This is a genomic window from Lachnoanaerobaculum gingivalis (genome assembly GCF_003862475.1).
GTDB classification, from domain to species: domain Bacteria; phylum Bacillota; class Clostridia; order Lachnospirales; family Lachnospiraceae; genus Lachnoanaerobaculum; species Lachnoanaerobaculum gingivalis.
Genome location: NZ_RRCO01000001.1, coordinates 62,450 through 79,312 on the forward strand (window position 1 = coordinate 62,450; position 16,863 = coordinate 79,312).

Here is a 16,863-nt window from a genome sequence, read left to right on the forward strand (position 1 = left end):
CTATTCCTCAGCTATAATCAGTTCATTTGCATAAGGTAATGTCTCTATCCATTCACAAAAACTTCTCCACTCATCAAGTTTATGATGCTTTCTTGATTTATAAATATTAATGAGCGTCTCATAATTTAATGTACAGGTTCTCATTTGATTATAGCTTGAAGGTAAAAGCTGTATAAGGTCATACCAAAGTGACTTATCCTTGGTTTCAATATATTCAAGTCTTATCTTTTCCATTTCATCAACAAGACCTTTTAAAACATTTAAACCGTTTTCAGTCAGATGATCATGTGAAAAATCATCCAACTCAAAAGGCTTTGAATGAATCTTATGCATTGTGGATGTGGAATTTGCAACCGTGGCAACTTTATATGTATCGTATTCTTTCCACCAATACATAGGTGCTGTAATATCAACGGAAAGCATTACCTGTCTTAAATACTTTCTGTGATCGCTTGTCCCGGCATTTCTGAGCCTTTTTGCAAGCGATAAGTCATTCTCTCCTAAAACATATTGACCGTTCTCATCATAATAACTGTCAGATCTCGCCCATGAATTCATCGGATTTCTTGCGCCTCTTATGGCATTTTCCAAATTCATAACATAAACTCTGTTAAAATCTATCATCCCATCTCCCTTTTCTTTTTAATTCCATATACATATTATAGCCTCTTTCAAGCATCATTCTTTCATTTGAAAACTTCAAAAGATGAAAAGATTCATGGTATTTATAATACCCCGAATCAACAAAATATTCTTCTCTTTGCGGTCTTGAAAAATAGCTTTCGGTCTTCATCAAGAACCAATGTACTCTTTTATCAATTATTTCCGTACTTGTGTTAAATGTATAATGGCTGGTTCCTATAAATTGTACTATTTTAGCCTTTGCTCCGGTTTCCTCGTAAACCTCCCTCAGTGCAGTCTGCTCAAATGTTTCACCCGGTTCCACAGTCCCTTTCGGTAAAACCCATCCCTCATATTTATTTTTATAATTTTTAAACAAGGTCAATATCTTTCCATGATATATAACTACACCACCGCAGCTGGTTGCTTCTATCATTCCACACCTCCACTTTAGTGATAACTAAAAGAAGTATAAACCAATGCCGCGCTATAGTAAAGAACATATCACTCTATGCCTCTTTTTAGATGTCCTCTTGTAAAATCCGAAACATTTTCAACATCAAGACCTTTAATAAAATAATCAAAATATTTTCGTATAACAGCCTTTGCCTCTCTCGCATTCTCCGTGGTAAACCAAAGTCTTAAAGTCTCCGGTGCAATCTTTTTTATATCTTTTACCATTCCTATAACCGAAAGCGGCTTTGAATTAAGTATGGTGTTATAACAAAAATCACAATGTGTTTTTACCTGCATATCACTGTTTTTTCTATCCTTTAATACAAGCACTTCCTTCTTATGATCACATCCTTTTGTAGTTTTCTTTAAACATTGTGCCGAAACCATCATAGGTATCTTTCCGTAAGCCACCATTTCATTTCCGGGATTTCCAAGCTGCTTCATCTCATTTAGATTAAGCTCCAAAGGATATGTAAGTCTCTTTACATTAAACTTTTCATTATAAAAATCTATGGTGCTTTTATTATAAGCATAGATATTATAATCAAGTATAATGCTTGCCGAAGCATCTATATTATCATTTATGTAAAATATCTCTTCAAGACTTCTGACTATAAAATTATCAAATTTAAAATCTTTTATATTATCTAAATACTTGTTGAAAAACTTCTTTGCCTCATCTCTGAAAATATGCGGCATATATAAATTGCAAGCACTTGAATAAGACTTTACCGTATTTATTTTTTCAGTGATGCCTTCATATCCAAGCAGTTCACTCTCTATACTTATCTCATCAAATACAATACCTTCCTCCCTTGCAAATTGAATTGCACCGTCTATCTGCTCCATATTCTCGCAAAGTATATTAAGTTTTACTCCCTCAGATTCTTTTTTCTCGCTGCTTATAACATGATTTATAAATCCTTCGTATTCCCTTATATCCGAATCATCTCTTGTATATCTTGTTAAAATTTTTTCTTCAAGCTTATCCAAAGCCTCTCTTCTTATCTCATTTAACGCCTTTAAAGGGATAAACAGATTATCATCCAGCTCTATACTTAAATTCTCAAAGTAAAACCGGCTGTTACCCGTTTTTTTCAGTTGCTTGTCCACATCCTCAAACGAAACGGCCTTGTTCTTTGCAGGCTGAGGTATATCACCGATAATTTCTACAGATAAAAAATTGTCAAATTCTTTATCTCTGCCATAGACCTCATTTAAATTATTTACACTTACATCAAATATTATAGGAGTATTTTCTTTTAATCTGATTGAACCTGAAACGGGAAGCCACTTTTTACCTTCAACAAACGTCTTGTCCAGATAATCAAAATACTCGGAATTCACCTGCTTATTAACCGGCTTTTCATGCAAAGCAATCATATCCTTACCGTTATGTTCCTTATAATATCCGTCGGTCTGTCCTCCTCTGTCAAAAAGGTCAAGTAAAAGCTTTCTGTCAGCCTTATCAACCTTATATCCTGCCCTTCCTTTTTCATTATACAGATCCAAATACTTTCTCCATATACTTACCACACCTGCAGTATATCTTGGCGCTTTCATTCTTCCTTCAATTTTTAAAGAATCTATTCCCGCCTCAATAAGATCCGGCAAAATATCCAAACTGCAAAGGTCCTTACAGCTTAAAAGATTTCTTTCATCGGCTTTATTAAGTTTTTTGTCACCTTCATACACATCATAAGGCAGTCTACATGTTTGAGCACATCTTCCCCTGTTTCCGCTTCTTCCGCCGATCATTGAACTCATAAGGCATTGCCCCGAATACGAGTAGCAAAGCGCGCCATGTACAAAGCACTCTATTTCAATATCACACTTTTTATCTATGTCTCTTATCTCTTCCAAAGATATCTCTCTGGCAGGAACTATTCTGCTTGCACCCTGATTCTTTAAAAATATGGCTCCGTAGCTTCCTGTTATAGTCATCTGAGTACTGGCATGTATAGAAAGCTTCGGAAAATGCTTTCTTATAAATTCAAACACACCGAGATCCTGTACTATAACAGCATCAACACCTGCATTATAGTAAGTCTTTATATAATCAAAAAGCTCTCCGATTTCACTTTCCTTTAAAAGAGTGTTTACAGTCATATAGACATTTACCCCGAAAGTATGAGCGTATTCAATACCTTTTATTAAAATATCCTCTTCCGGATTATCGGCATATGCTCTGGCTGAAAACTTTTTTCCGCCTATATATACCGCATCCGCTCCTGCATTAACCGCCGCCACAAGACTCTCATATGATCCGGCAGGAGCCAAAAGCTCTACATTATTCATTCTTAACCTTTCATTTCAATACCGAGATGGATATATGCATTCTCTGTAGCAACTCTCCCTCCCGGTGTTCTGTTTATAAGTCCGTTCATCAAAAGATAAGGCTCATATACATCTTCCAAAGTACCTGCATCCTCACCCAATGCCGCACTCAAAGTATTAAGTCCCACCGGACCTCCTCCAAACTTTTCTATAATAGTGAGTAAAATCATTCTGTCATTGTTGTCAAGTCCAAGTTTGTCGACATCAAGGATATCCAGTGCATAATCCGCAACCTTTTTATCTATCACACCGTTATACTTTACCTGTGCAAAATCTCTGACACGCTTTAAAAGTCTGTTTGCAAGTCTTGGAGTGCCTCTACTTCTTCTTGCAATTTCCACAGCTCCGCTCTCATCTATTTCCACTCCCAAAACCGTGGAGGAACGCATTACAATTTCTTTCAATTCGTCTGTAGTATAAAATTCAAGCTTTTGCACCACACCGAATCTGTCTCTAAGCGGTGCTGTAAGCAGTCCCGCTCTTGTGGTTGCCCCCACCAAAGTAAACTTCGGCAAATCCAGTCTGATACTTCTTGCACCGGCCTCCTTACCTATTACAATATCTATTGCAAAATCTTCCATTGCAGGATAAAGCACCTCTTCCACCTGACGATTGAGCCTGTGTATCTCGTCCACAAAAAGCACATCACCCTCATTCAGATTATTTAAAATTGCAGCCATATCTCCCGGCTTCTCAATTGCGGGTCCTGAGGTAACCTTTAAGTTTGTACCCATCTCATTTGCGATGATATTACAAAGTGTAGTCTTTCCAAGCCCCGGAGGGCCGTAGAATAGCACATGGTCAAGACTTTCTTTTCTAAGCTTTGCCGCATCTATATAAATTTTAAGGTTTTTTCTTATTTTATCCTGTCCGATATATTCATTTAAAAATTGAGGTCTCAGACTTTTTTCTATCTGCTTATCTTCTTTTGTTATTTCAGTTGAAATTATTCTTCTTTCCATTTATATGCCCACTATATCTTATTCTTAGAATATCGCTATCTTTTTTAAAGCAATTTTCAGTATATCCTCTGTAGTATCTAAATCACCTATCTCAATACTTCTTAACACCTTATAAGCTTCACTGCTTGAATATCCCAAAGAAACCAAAGCCTCTGCAACTTCACTTTGTACTCCGCCGTTTACAGGCTTTTCATTCTCTATGGATGTGATACTTTCAATATCAACCTTTTCTTTTAAATCAAGGATTATTCTCTTTGCAATCTTAGGTCCTATACCCTGAGCCGCACTTATCGCCTTATGATCATCGGAAACTATAGCCATCTTCAAGTCAAATGTACTTAAAGTCGACATTATACTGAGCGCTGCCTTCGGACCGACACCGCTTATTCCTATAAGCTTTTTAAACATATTCAAGTCCGCTCTGTCTAAAAATCCGTATAATGTATGTGCATCTTCTGAAATCTTCAAATATGTATGTATAAAAATGTCTTTTCCCTTTGATATATTTTCCAAATCTCTACCGCAAACAAACACTTCATAACCCAAACCGGCACATTCCACTATTATATTGTCAATATTTTTTTCTGCAACAATTCCTTTTATATATGTAATCATATCTCTTCCCAATATTTTAATCTCAAGACTATAATATCATATAGCAAGATTACAAATCAAACAAAATCGAACACACTTTCGCAAATTATTGATTAAAACATTCGAGGATATTATAATACAGGCATGAAAGAAATAAAAAAGATTTTTAAAAATAATATAAAATATGATTTATCAAAAATAGGAAATCCGCAAAGAGTACTTTTTTTTGATATAGAAACCACAGGACTTAGTCCGAAAAATTCAAAGCTTTATCTTATCGGCTGTATAAGTATTGAAAAAGATAATTTAAACTTTAGGCAATGGTTTTCCGAAAGCATATCCGATGAAACGGCTATGTTGCAGTCCTTTTATGAGTACGCCGCCAAATTCGATACTTTGATTCATTTTAACGGAGACGGCTTTGACCTTCCTTATATAAGAGAATGTGCCAAGCAATACTATCTTTTCAATCCGCTTGATGACTATGTAAGCATTGATATTTACAAGAAAATAAGACATTTAAAGAAACCTCTCGGACTTGAAAGAATGAACCAGAAAACATTGGAGGAATTTCTGGGACTGCATAGAGAGGATATATATACCGGAGGCGAACTTATAGAATTTTACTACAGATATACACAAAATAAAGATTCGGATATTTTACACGCTCTGCTATTACATAACGAAGAAGATCTCCTAGGTATGTTAAAAGTTGTGGATATGCTTTCTTACCTAGATTTTTTCAACTCAACCTTTGTTCTGGAGTCGGTACATGTAAATAATGATATACTGATTTTAAATTACATCTGTAATGAAACTCTACCTCATGATTTGAAACTCACCGACAGTATGTCATTATATATTTCAGGTAATAAAGTGGAAATAAGCATACCTATATTAAAAGACGAATTAAAATTTTTCTTTGAAAATTACAAGGACTACTATTATCTGACAATTGAAGATTATGCCATACATAAAAGTATAGGGGAATTTGTAGACAAAGCGGTGAAGAAAAAAGCCACCAAACAAACCGCCTACATCAGACAGTTTGCCGATTATATATACTGCTTTAATATGTCGGACATTGATGAAATATTTAAAAAAGATTATAAATCAAAAGAAAAATATATAAATTTAGCAAAACTTAATTTTAATGACAAAGAGTTTTTCAGTGAATACTTGGTCGAAATATTCAAACATTTCAAACTATTAAAGCAATAATTAGATTATTCAGAAAATAAATACAAAAAATATTGAAATAGGTTGTAAATTTATAAAGTCCTTATAAATTCTGATTATAAGGACTTTATGTATTAACTCAATATATATTTTCAATTTTTTATATAATTTATAATATAAAATCAATATACATACGGATGTTTTAAAAGCCATCTCATATATGCCAAAGCCTTCTTTTCACCCTCATTCTTATTCATAAGCAGGATTTTTTCAAGCAGTGATCTTGTATCCTTATGTAGATCAATATAATCTTTTCTCTTACTGTAATAATCCCACGGAACATCTGTTGTGTAGCTGTCTCCGGAATAGACCTTTGAAGCCGCAATTCTGTCACAACACATCTCAAGCACGTATTTCAAAGGCATTTTCATGCCCATAAGACCGTCTTTTTCATCAGGACCGTAGTCAATCCAGTACTCAAAATGATGTTTATTTCTTCCCTTATGATGTAGCCACGAGCTTGAATATCCCTTTTCAAGCTTCTCTATGGCATTCGGACTCCTGTCTCCTTGATAGTATTTTATACCTATCAGGAACTCTTCAGGTGAATATTTGCTCAAATCGTGCAGGAATCCCTGCTTAATTAGGCCTATTTTAAAACAAAGGTCCATCACAGTCAGCTTATGTTTATTAATTGTCTTTAAATGCTTAAATACACTGTTATTATGCATAATTATCTATCTCCTCTAATTAAATATTTGACAATATACACATTACGTGATACTATATGATTACAGATAAAAATTACCACTTGAATTTTTCTGTAGTTACACTTTTTTATTTGGAGGCATTATTTATGAACAGAGGTACAGTTAAGTGGTTTAATAACCAAAAAGGTTACGGTTTCATCTCAGATGAAGGCGGAAGTGATGTATTCGTACATTTTTCCGATTTAAACATGGAAGGATTTAAGACTCTTGATGAGGGAATCTCAGTTGAATATGATTTAACCGAGGGTGCTAAGGGTCCGCAGGCTGTAAACGTTACAGTAGTCAGATAATCATAGATATGTTTAAAGAGCTCTTTACAGAGCTCTTTTTTATCGCCTTCTCTTCAATACAACTTAACTATCTTGTTGTAGCTTTTTTCAGCATTTCCTCAAGCTCATTCACATTAAAGTCATATGCCTTATTACAAAAATGACATTTCACTTCTATAGACTTGCCCTCATCTATCATTTCCTGCAATTCTTTTTCTCCGACGCTTATAAGAGCCTTTTCTATTCTCTCCTTATCACAATTGCATTTAAAGAAAAGGTCAAGACTTTCATTAAATTCAAGATCCATATCTCCCAAAATATCCTTAAGTATATCATTTGGAGACATACCCTCACTCAGCATTGTGGTTACCGGTTTGAGATTATTGATTTTAGTTTCAAGCTTATCTATTATCTCATCAGGACAATGTGGCATAAGCTGTATAATAAAGCCCCCTGCAGCATTTATTGTATTATCTTTATTTAACAATACTCCAAGTCCGACACTTGAAGGTGTCTGTTCACTTGTCGCATAGTAATATGTCAAATCTTCAGCTATTTCTCCGGATAAAAGTGCCACCTGACCTACATAAGGTTCCTTCATTCCGGTATCCATTATAACACTCATAAGTCCGACACCTATCGCCTCTGCAACATCAAGTTTACCTTTTGCATTAGGTGGAATAATAACCGTAGGATTAAAAGGATATCCCTTTACTTCACCTTTATTGTTTGCTGTTGCAATCACTCCTCCGAGAGGTCCGTCGCCCTCGATTTTTAATGTAAGAAGATCTTTTTCTCCCTTCATCATACTTCCCATCATTGCCGCAGCGGTAAGCATTCTTCCCAATGCCGCAGTCGCCACCGGTGAAGTATTGTGATCGTTTTTGGCTTCCTCAACCAAATCTTTTGTATTTGCAGCAAAAGCTCTTATATATCCGTTTGCCGCAGTGGCTTTCACCATATAATCTTTCATTTACTTTCCCTTCTCTCTGGCTACAAAAAGTATTCGCTCGGTATTTTCGCTTATATCCCCATAGGTATCCGCATCCATATATTTTTCAAGTACCATATTACTTGAATCTATCGCAGATAATATTTCATCGAAAGTATAAGCTTTTTGTACATGTCTTTCTTCAAACCTTTTGTAATTATCATCTTCAAGCCTTATAAAAAGGTTCAAATCATATTCATTGATTCTTTTATCAATGTCATATGTATTTTCCCATATAAAACTTGCCTGCTCTCTTACCTCAGCAAAAGTATTGTCTCCCAGTATATTTTGATATTTATATTCAGTATTCATATCAAAAATAAAAAGCCCGTTAGGATCCAAATAATTGTTTACCCAGGAAAATACTTCTTTAAGCTCAGATAATTCTCTTATATAATTCAAACTGTCACAACGAGATATTATTGCCCTTACAGTACCGTACAGCTCAAATTCTCTCATATCCTGACAAAGATATAATATATCATTGCCCGAAGCATATTTTTTCTCCATTGCAACATCAAGCATATCATATGAATTGTCTATACCTATCATATCATATCCGAGATTTGCAAGCCTTTCTGTGATTGCTCCGGTACCGCAACCCAGATCACATATCAGTCCGTCTTTTATATTCTCTTTATATAATATATCCTTTATCTGCTCCACCCACTTGTCATAGGGAACATTGTCCATGAACAAATCATATACTTTTGCAAAATTTGTATATTGCTCCATTATTTTTCCTTAAAATTTTAGGTGACGTCAAACCGCCACCTAAAACAATACCCTTATTTAGTTCTTTCCACAGCAGAATTTATATTTCTTTCCGCTTCCGCATGGACACGGATCATTTCTGCCGATTTTCTTTTCTTTTACTACGGTACCGCTCTTTTTCTGAGCCTTGTAGAGTTCTTTTCTCTTTTCTTCATCTAAAAGACTGCCCCACTCAGGTAAGTTATAAAGCCAGTCCGCTTTAGCCTCCACCATGTTGTAATAGAGCTTCTCAAGGTCGATATCAAGACTGATTTCCGTATCTTCCTTCATTTCCTCGATAGGATTAGGCTTATTAAGTGAATCATTTATACCGTCCAAAAAGCCTGTAATTGTTTGTATATCTGTATCAAATTTTGTTGCCAATTCAGCTACAGTGCATTTAATAACATTTTTAGGGTTCTTTAAAATTTTCTCATAGATACCCTTTTCAACTATAAAGTAGTTTTTCCAAATCTCTTCTTTTTGCCTGTCATCTGTTGCATCGCCGTAAGCTTTATTTCTCCAATTTTCCAATAAGGTCATTGTAACTTCCCCTTTTTTCTTAAACTTGATTAAGTATTATATACTAAAACCTGTTCAAAAGCAAGATAGCATGATTGTAGAATATTCTGATTAAAATAAATCATTGTACAAATTGTATATTAAGTAAGGTCGTACTAACTTGTATTTTATTCAATACATGCAAATTTGCTCTTGTTATTTTACATTAAATAGATTAGAATATCATCAAGTAAGAGAAACATATAAATTTTAGGAGGAAATTTCAATGGCATATACAATTACAGATAAGTGCGTTAGTTGCGGAACTTGTGAAGGTGAGTGTCCTGTAAGTGCAATTTCACAGGGAGATACACAGTTCAATATCGACGCTGATGCTTGCATCGATTGCGGTACATGTGCTTCAGTTTGCCCTACAGATGCTATTATAGCTTAATTATTGCTTGCTCAAAGCGATAATACTTATCATACGACCTGCTCATGCAGGTCTTTTTTACTGCCAAAAAATATTTATCTATATAAAAAAGCGAGACAGTTGCCTATCTCGCCATGTTTACAAACTTTGTTATATCAGGTTTCCAAACCAGATTTATTGTTCCTATTGCACCGTTTCTTTGTTTTGCAATAATAACCTCAGCTTCATTCGGATGTTCCGTGTCCTTATTATAATAATCATCTCTGTACAAAAACATTACAACATCGGCATCCTGCTCTATCGCTCCCGACTCTCTCAAATCTGAAAGCATAGGTCTGTGATCGGGTCTCGTCTCACAGGCTCTTGAAAGCTGTGAAAGTGCAATAACAGGCGCTCTCATTTCTCTTGCCAAAGCTTTTAAGCTTCTTGAAATATCGGAGATTTCCTGTTGTCTGCTTATATTTGCCTTTCCACTCCCCGTCATCAGCTGTAAATAATCTATTATAATAATATCAAGCCCTTTTTCAAGCTTCATCTTCCTGCATTTTGACCTTAATTCATTTATGGAAATACCCGGAGTATCGTCAATTGCCAATGTGGAAGATCCTACACTTACCGCACCCTCTATCAAACTGTTCCAATCATTGTCATTAAGATTTCCTGTACGCAGTTTTTGCGAATCCACATTACTCTCCATGCTCAAAAGTCTGTTTACCAACTGCTCGGCACTCATCTCCAAAGAAAAAACCATACATGAAATTTTCTTCTTCATAGTAATATTTTGAACTATATTAAGGACAAATGCGGTCTTGCCCATTGAAGGTCTTGCAGCCACCAAAACAAGGTCTGAAGGCTGAAGTCCGCTGGTCTTAAAATCCAAATCCACAAAACCTGTAGGAATGCCTGTAACGGTATCACTGTTTTTTGATGCAGCTTCTATTTTATCCAAAACATTCAAAACAACATCATTTATCGGTACTATATCTTTGGTTTCTTTGGTCTGAAGCAATTTAAATATTTCATTTTCCGTCTTTGCAAAAAGTTCATCAACTCCCTTTTCGCCAACATAACAATCGTTTACTATTTCCTCAGATATCTTAATAAGCCTTCTGACATTGGACTTGTCCTTAACAATTTTAGAGTAATTTTTTATATTTGCCGATGTCGGAACCGAGTCCATTATCCCTCTGAAAAAATCAAGACTTGTTATATCGGGGGGGACCTGTTTTTCCACAAGCTTATTTTGAATAAGCACCAAATCTATAGGTTTGCCTTCATTAAAGAGTTCAACCATACATTCAAATACAGTGCCGTATGCCTTGCTGTAGAAATCATTTTTATCAAGAACTTCTATAGCACTTGCGACAGCCTCTTTGTCAAGCAGCATAGATCCCAAAACCGCTTTTTCGGCATCTATACTGTTTGGCATCACTCTCTTAACCAGAGCTTCTTCCATTACTCTTCTCCAACTTTTACCTTTAACACAGCTGTGACATCCTTATGCAACTTTACCTTTACTTCATGGTTTCCAAAAGTCTTTATAGGCTCCGCAATTACAAGTTTTTTCTTATCTATTTCAAGTCCAAGCTGACTCTTTATAGCCTCTTCTATTTCCTTTGATGATACGGAACCGAAAGTTCTTCCGTCTTTTCCACCCTTTATTGTCAATGATACACTTGCCTCATTAAGCTTTGCAGCCAACTCCTTTGCAGCCTCAAGCTTTTCCTTTGCTATCTTTTCTTCATTTGCCTTTTGAAGTTTTAAAGTATTTAAATTTTCCTGATTAGCCTCTACACCCTTCTTTTTAGGTATAATAAAGTTTCTTGCATAACCTTCACTTACTTCTACAATATCACCTTTTTTTCCCAATGATTTTACATCTTCCAATAAAACAACTTTCATTATATTTCTCCTTTTTCAGCCATTTCTTTAAGCACTTCTTTCACACGTTTTTTCGCATCTTCTATTGTGCCCTCTTTTATCTGTGCTCCGGCAACGGATCTGTGTCCGCCTCCACCAAGTTTTTCCATAATTGTCTGTACATTTACTTCATCCATGGATCTTGCACTGATATATATTATATTATTATATAATGTCAAAACAAAACTTGCCTTTATACCCTTTATATTTAAAAGGTCATTTGCAGCCTGTGCACATACCAAAGTAGGTGATGCCGTATTCTCGGAATCACATTCACTTATGGCATAGCACTCCTTAAATATCTCGGCATTGTGAATCGCCTCGGCCTTTGCAAGGTAATCAATCGCATCTTCTCTAAACATCTTTCTGACTCTGGTAACATCAGCACCGCATCGCTTCAGAAATGCCGCAGCCTCAAATGTTCTTACACCTGTTTGCACATTAAAGTTTTGCGTATCTATTACTATTCCCGCATACATGGCGTCCGCTTCCACAGTTTTCAACTTAATATCGTCAGATATATATTGTACAATCTCAGATACCATTTCACATGCCGATGATGCAAAAGTCTCCACATAAGATAATGTTGCATTTGTAATTATCTCCGAGCTCTGCCTGTGGTGGTCAAATACCACAATATTTTTAGCCTTCTTTAAAAGCGAAGGTCCCTCTGTAATACTTGGTCTGTTTACATCCACAACAACCACTAAAGACTCGTTTGTAATACTGTTTGCAGCCTTTTCCTCGGAAATAAACAAATCATCCGGATACTCTACAGTCTTAAACTTCTCTATCATAGGCCTTGCCGAAGGATTTACATCCCCCATCAGGATATGAGCTTTTTTATTAAGGCTTGTAGCAATCCTCCATATTCCTATCGCAGCTCCGAAGGCATCCATATCAAGTATTTTATGCCCCATTATAATTACTTTATCTTTATTCTCAAGCAATTCTCTGAATGCATGAGCCTTTACCCTGGCCTTTACTCTGGTCTGCTTTTCAACAGTCTGAGCTTTTCCTCCGAAGTATTTTATCTCTTTTTCAGTCTTTACAACAGCCTGGTCTCCTCCTCTTCCAAGCGCCATATCCATAGCCATTCTTGCCAGTTCATAGTTCCTTGAAAGATTCTCACTTCCATAGCCGATACCGATACTTAGTGTGATACTCATTTCATTACCGATATTTACAGTCTTTACATCCTCCAAAATATCGAATCTTACCTCTATCGCCGAGTTCAAATTTTCTCTCTTTATAACAAAGAAAAATTTATCTTTCTCAAGCTTCTTTACAATACCGTTAAAACTGTTTATATATTGATTTATTTTTCTGTCAATCAACGCTTCAAGAAGTGATTTTCTTACCTCTTCAACACTTTCCATGGCCTCATCATAATTATCCATATAGATAAGTCCTACCACAGGCATAGAATCATCTTTCTTATTTTGTAATTCCACCAAATCGGTTTCATCAAAAAGGCAAATCGTATATACGAAAGACTCCTCAATATATAATCTGGTTATCCTTATACGATATTTTCTACCCTGATATTCACCGTGAAAATCCGCTTTGTCAGTAATTTCCTCAATATCCTTTTCCATGATATTTTCAAACATTGCATGAATATCCTTTTTGGACTTCCTGTCTTTTTGTACAAGCGAATTAAAGGCCCTGTTTCTCCAAGCTACAATACCTTTTTTATCCATCAAGGCATATGGTATATCCAAATCCTGTGAAAATATATTCTGCGTATTTTCGCTTGCCATGGCATACTCCACCATGTAATTTGACAAATTTCTTGAAATCATTATATTCCATCCGATAATATATATTATCCCAAAAAGTGCCAGTAAAAAAATTATTGCACCACAGCCTTTCCCCGGTGCAACAAACAATATTCCAAGCAAAAACACCAAGACTATAAGTGAATACAACAAGTTTTTCCTTAATATTGCCTTTGTATTTTTTTTATTTTTCATTAGCATCTCCATTATTTTAAAAATGGTATTCCGCCACATATATAATATGCAGCAAAATGTCATCGCTTTTATTATAAAAGTTTTAAATGATTATATCAAGAAAAGTATAATCTATCAAGCTTAGCGATATTCTATAAAACCATATCATTATCTAAAAATAATGAACTTAAATAAGGGCTGTTTTCACAGCCCTTAAAAACTTTTCATAATATAAATTTCACACTCACCAAATTATACATTCACATCTGCTGCGTCTTCAAGCAACATTGCTTCATACTTTCCTATGACCGTGTCTGAAATAAGCTCTCTGGTTTGAGAGTTTATAGGATGTGCTATATCTCTATATTCACCGTCAGCCGCCATTCTGCTTGGCATAGCTATAAACAATCCTTTTTCACCTTCGATAACTTTAATATCATGAATAACAAATTCATTATCTAAAGTAATCGATACAACGGCCTTCATCTTACCTTCTTTATCAATTCTTCTAACTCTGACATCAGTAATCTGCATTATTTGAATCCCCCCCTTAATCTCCTTAAAGAGTATATCTTTCGTTTTTTTCTATTACTATTCTGACCTGCTCTGCTGTCCCAATATAAGTCGAATTTGCACGTATTGTATCACGGCTTTCCACAATACAGTTTTCAATGACTGTGTTATCGCCAATGTATACATCATTCAAAATAACAGAATTCCTAATTATACAACCGTTACCTATATACGATTTATTAAAAAGAACTGAGTTTTCAACTGTACCGTTTATGATACAGCCACTTGCAATAAGTGAATTTGACACCTTAGCCCCCGGATTATACTTTGCCGGCGGCAAATCGTCAACCTTAGAATACACACCAGGATATTCTACAAAGAAATGATCTCTCACCTCTTTTTTCAAGAAATCCATATTTGTCTTATAATAAGATTCTACCGAAGCTATATTGCTCCAATAAGAATTAATCTTATATGCGTATATTCTCTTCAAATTTTTGTATCTGATCAAAATATCTTTTACGAAGTCATACCTGTCCTCGGCGATACTTCTTTCAATCAGTTCAATAAGTTGTCTCCTTCTGATAATGTATATCCCGCAGGATATATTTACAGAATCTGTAACTATCGGTTTTTCTTCAAAATTGACTATTCTACCGTCATCATTTATTGAAACCATACCGAATCTAGTCAAATCTTCTGTATCATTTGCTTTCTTGCATACTACAGTAATATCTGCTTTCTTTTCAATATGATACTCCAATACTTTATTATAGTCAAGTTTATAAATACCATCACCTGCACTAATAATAACATACGGCTCATGAGATCTCTTTAAAAACACCAAATTTTGATACAATGCATCGGCAGTACCTCTATACCAATCTGAACTTTCAGCGGTAATAGTCGGTGTGAAAACAAATAAACCACCTTGTTTTCTTCCAAAATCCCACCATTTTGATGAACTTAAATGTTCATTCAACGATCTTGAGTTGTACTGTGTAAATACAGCCACTTTTTGCACATGTGAATTTGACATATTGCTGAGTGCAAAATCTATACTTCTATAACTTCCGGCGATAGGCATTGCTGCAATAGCCCTCTTGTTGGAAAGTTCTTTCATTCTTTTTGAGTTTCCGCCCGCCAACACTATTCCTATTGCTCTCATATCTTGCCACCTACCTTTACAATGAAGTCACCACTTAAAAGTTTGCCATCCACATAGTCATCTATGGTTGTTTTTCCTAAAATAGCTGTATTCTTACCAATAACAACACCGTCAGGGATAGTTGTTTTTTCCCCGATTACTGCAAGATCGCAATTGTAAACTTTCTTATCGTATCTGCTCTCGCAGAATTCAAAAGCTCCAATCTCGCAATTTTTCCCGACTTCGGAATTTTCAGCGATAATAGCTTTGGTAACCTTGGAGTTTGCGCCTATCTTACTGCCCTTCATAATTATGGAGTCGGTAACCACCGCACCCTCTTCAATAACAACTCCGGCACCTATCACCGAATTGTTCACTTCTCCGTAAACTTCCACTCCTTCACCGATAATACTCTTGTTTATGGTGGAAGCCTCCGAAATATATTGTGGAGTAATAATATCGCCTTTGGTATAAATCTTCCAGTATTCTTCATACAGGTTGAATTCAGGTATTATATCAACAAGCTCCATGTTTGCTTCCCAATATGTTTGCAAAGTACCTACATCTTTCCAATATCCGTTAAATTCGTAACTGAAAATTCTACCGCCTTTGTTAAACACATACGGAATAATATGTTTACCAAAATCACATCCGGGCTCATTTGATAATTCAATCAAAGAATCTCTAAGAGTTTTCCATGAGAAAATATAAATTCCCATAGATGCAAGGTTTGATCTCGGAACTTTCGGTTTTTCTTCAAACTCCGTTACCCTGCCGCTCTCATCGGTTATAAGTATTCCAAATCTTGATGCCTCTTCCATCGAAACAGGCATAGCCGCAATGGTTATATCGGCATTGTTCGCCTTGTGGTAATCGAGCATTACCTCATAGTCCATCTTGTATATGTGATCACCCGAAAGTATCAAAACATAATCCGGATTGTAACTCTCCATATACTCAAGATTTTGGTAAATTGCATTGGCAGTACCCGAATACCAGTCACTACCTGCAGCATTTTCATATGGCGGCAATACAGTGACCCCTCCCATATTCCTATCCAAATCCCACGGAATTCCGATTCCTATATGGGTGTTCAGTCTAAGAGGCTGGTACTGAGTCAAGACTCCAACCGTATCAACACTTGAATTGATACAGTTGCTCAACGGAAAATCTATAATCCTGTACTTACCGCCAAATGAAACTGCTGGTTTAGCCACATTATGTGTCAGCACCCCAAGGCGACTGCCTTGTCCTCCCGCCAACAGCATAGCTATCATTTCCTTTTTAATCATGTACACACCTCGTTGCTAATGCTATTTCCTTATGTTTACACTTGAATTATAGCACAAATATACTTGATTGTGAATAAAAGATTTTATTTTAACGCATTTTTTTCTATGTTTTGATGAAATTTAATATCTGCCTTAAATAATCACGATACAATTAATAACATTTACTATAT

18 protein-coding genes are annotated in these 16,863 nt (G+C 35.6%); 3 read left to right on the forward strand and 15 right to left on the reverse strand.

What is annotated here, in order from left to right:
- The 5 genes from EHV10_RS00285 to ruvA all read right to left on the reverse strand — a co-directional run bounded on the left by EHV10_RS00285 (position 1) and on the right by ruvA (position 4,991).
- Positions 1-624 (reverse strand): hypothetical protein, encoded by a 624-nt coding sequence (locus EHV10_RS00285; RefSeq protein ID WP_128672875.1) that lies wholly within the window; start codon positions 622-624, stop codon positions 1-3.
- On the reverse strand, positions 611-1,057 hold the full coding sequence (locus EHV10_RS00290) for an NUDIX hydrolase (protein WP_128672877.1): 447 nt from the start codon (positions 1,055-1,057) through the stop codon (positions 611-613). The genes EHV10_RS00285 and EHV10_RS00290 overlap by 14 nt, the downstream gene beginning before the upstream one ends.
- Positions 1,058-1,125: 68 nt before the next feature.
- Positions 1,126-3,375, reverse strand: a complete 2,250-nt coding sequence (locus tag EHV10_RS00295; RefSeq protein WP_128672879.1) for a U32 family peptidase — start codon at positions 3,373-3,375, stop codon at positions 1,126-1,128.
- 2 nt (positions 3,376-3,377) lie between these two features.
- On the reverse strand, positions 3,378-4,376 hold the full coding sequence (ruvB, locus tag EHV10_RS00300) for a Holliday junction branch migration DNA helicase RuvB (RefSeq protein WP_128672881.1): 999 nt from the start codon (positions 4,374-4,376) through the stop codon (positions 3,378-3,380).
- A 24-nt stretch (positions 4,377-4,400) separates the two neighbouring features.
- Positions 4,401-4,991: a Holliday junction branch migration protein RuvA gene (ruvA, locus tag EHV10_RS00305; protein WP_128672883.1), complete on the reverse strand. Its 591-nt coding sequence runs from the start codon at positions 4,989-4,991 to the stop codon at positions 4,401-4,403.
- Between the two features lie 123 nt (positions 4,992-5,114).
- On the opposite strand from ruvA, the gene EHV10_RS00310 reads away from it, so the two are divergent.
- Positions 5,115-6,191, forward strand: coding sequence for a ribonuclease H-like domain-containing protein (locus EHV10_RS00310; protein WP_128672885.1), 1,077 nt, complete (start codon positions 5,115-5,117; stop codon positions 6,189-6,191).
- Between the two features lie 140 nt (positions 6,192-6,331).
- Here EHV10_RS00310 and EHV10_RS00315 read toward each other — a convergent pair whose 3' ends face one another.
- A complete protein-coding gene (locus tag EHV10_RS00315) occupies positions 6,332-6,880 on the reverse strand; it encodes a DUF5662 family protein (RefSeq protein WP_128672887.1) in 549 nt (182 codons plus the stop codon).
- A 125-nt stretch (positions 6,881-7,005) separates the two neighbouring features.
- Here EHV10_RS00315 and EHV10_RS00320 point away from each other — a divergent pair, with 125 nt between their 5' ends.
- Positions 7,006-7,209: a cold-shock protein gene (locus EHV10_RS00320; protein ID WP_007592698.1), complete on the forward strand. Its 204-nt coding sequence runs from the start codon at positions 7,006-7,008 to the stop codon at positions 7,207-7,209.
- Positions 7,210-7,276: 67 nt separating this feature from the next.
- Here the strand turns inward: EHV10_RS00320 and hslO are convergent, their stop codons facing one another.
- From hslO to EHV10_RS00335, 3 genes are read right to left on the reverse strand one after another with little or no spacing between them, the layout of a single operon-like run.
- Positions 7,277-8,161 carry an Hsp33 family molecular chaperone HslO gene (hslO, locus tag EHV10_RS00325; RefSeq protein ID WP_128672889.1) on the reverse strand — a complete coding sequence of 295 codons (885 nt, stop codon included), beginning with the start codon at positions 8,159-8,161 and terminating at the stop codon, positions 7,277-7,279.
- Positions 8,162-8,914 carry a class I SAM-dependent DNA methyltransferase gene (locus tag EHV10_RS00330; protein WP_128672891.1) on the reverse strand — a complete coding sequence of 251 codons (753 nt, stop codon included), beginning with the start codon at positions 8,912-8,914 and terminating at the stop codon, positions 8,162-8,164.
- 57 nt (positions 8,915-8,971) lie between these two features.
- Complete coding sequence (locus EHV10_RS00335) at positions 8,972-9,475, reverse strand: SEC-C metal-binding domain-containing protein (protein WP_128672893.1); 504 nt, start codon at positions 9,473-9,475, stop codon at positions 8,972-8,974.
- 244 nt (positions 9,476-9,719) lie between these two features.
- Here EHV10_RS00335 and EHV10_RS00340 point away from each other — a divergent pair, with 244 nt between their 5' ends.
- A complete protein-coding gene (locus EHV10_RS00340; RefSeq protein ID WP_007592708.1) occupies positions 9,720-9,887 on the forward strand; it encodes a DUF362 domain-containing protein in 168 nt (55 codons plus the stop codon).
- A 103-nt stretch (positions 9,888-9,990) separates the two neighbouring features.
- On the opposite strand, the gene dnaB is transcribed toward EHV10_RS00340, so the two are convergent.
- The 6 genes from dnaB to EHV10_RS00370 form a co-directional block, all read right to left on the reverse strand.
- Positions 9,991-11,322 (reverse strand): replicative DNA helicase, encoded by a 1,332-nt coding sequence (dnaB, locus tag EHV10_RS00345; RefSeq protein WP_128672895.1) that lies wholly within the window; start codon positions 11,320-11,322, stop codon positions 9,991-9,993.
- On the reverse strand, positions 11,322-11,768 hold the full coding sequence (gene rplI / locus EHV10_RS00350) for a 50S ribosomal protein L9 (protein WP_128672897.1): 447 nt from the start codon (positions 11,766-11,768) through the stop codon (positions 11,322-11,324). The genes dnaB and rplI overlap by 1 nt, the downstream gene beginning before the upstream one ends.
- Complete coding sequence (locus EHV10_RS00355; RefSeq protein ID WP_128672900.1) at positions 11,768-13,762, reverse strand: DHH family phosphoesterase; 1,995 nt, start codon at positions 13,760-13,762, stop codon at positions 11,768-11,770. The genes rplI and EHV10_RS00355 overlap by 1 nt, the downstream gene beginning before the upstream one ends.
- A gap of 231 nt (positions 13,763-13,993) precedes the next feature.
- The gene (spoVG, locus tag EHV10_RS00360) at positions 13,994-14,275 is read right to left on the reverse strand and encodes a septation regulator SpoVG (RefSeq protein ID WP_007592713.1); all 282 of its coding nucleotides are present in this window, start codon (positions 14,273-14,275) and stop codon (positions 13,994-13,996) included.
- Between the two features lie 25 nt (positions 14,276-14,300).
- Positions 14,301-15,422: a glucose-1-phosphate adenylyltransferase subunit GlgD gene (glgD, locus tag EHV10_RS00365; protein ID WP_007592716.1), complete on the reverse strand. Its 1,122-nt coding sequence runs from the start codon at positions 15,420-15,422 to the stop codon at positions 14,301-14,303.
- On the reverse strand, positions 15,419-16,693 hold the full coding sequence (locus tag EHV10_RS00370) for a glucose-1-phosphate adenylyltransferase (RefSeq protein ID WP_128672902.1): 1,275 nt from the start codon (positions 16,691-16,693) through the stop codon (positions 15,419-15,421). The genes glgD and EHV10_RS00370 overlap by 4 nt, the downstream gene beginning before the upstream one ends.
- Positions 16,694-16,863 lie beyond the last annotated feature (170 nt).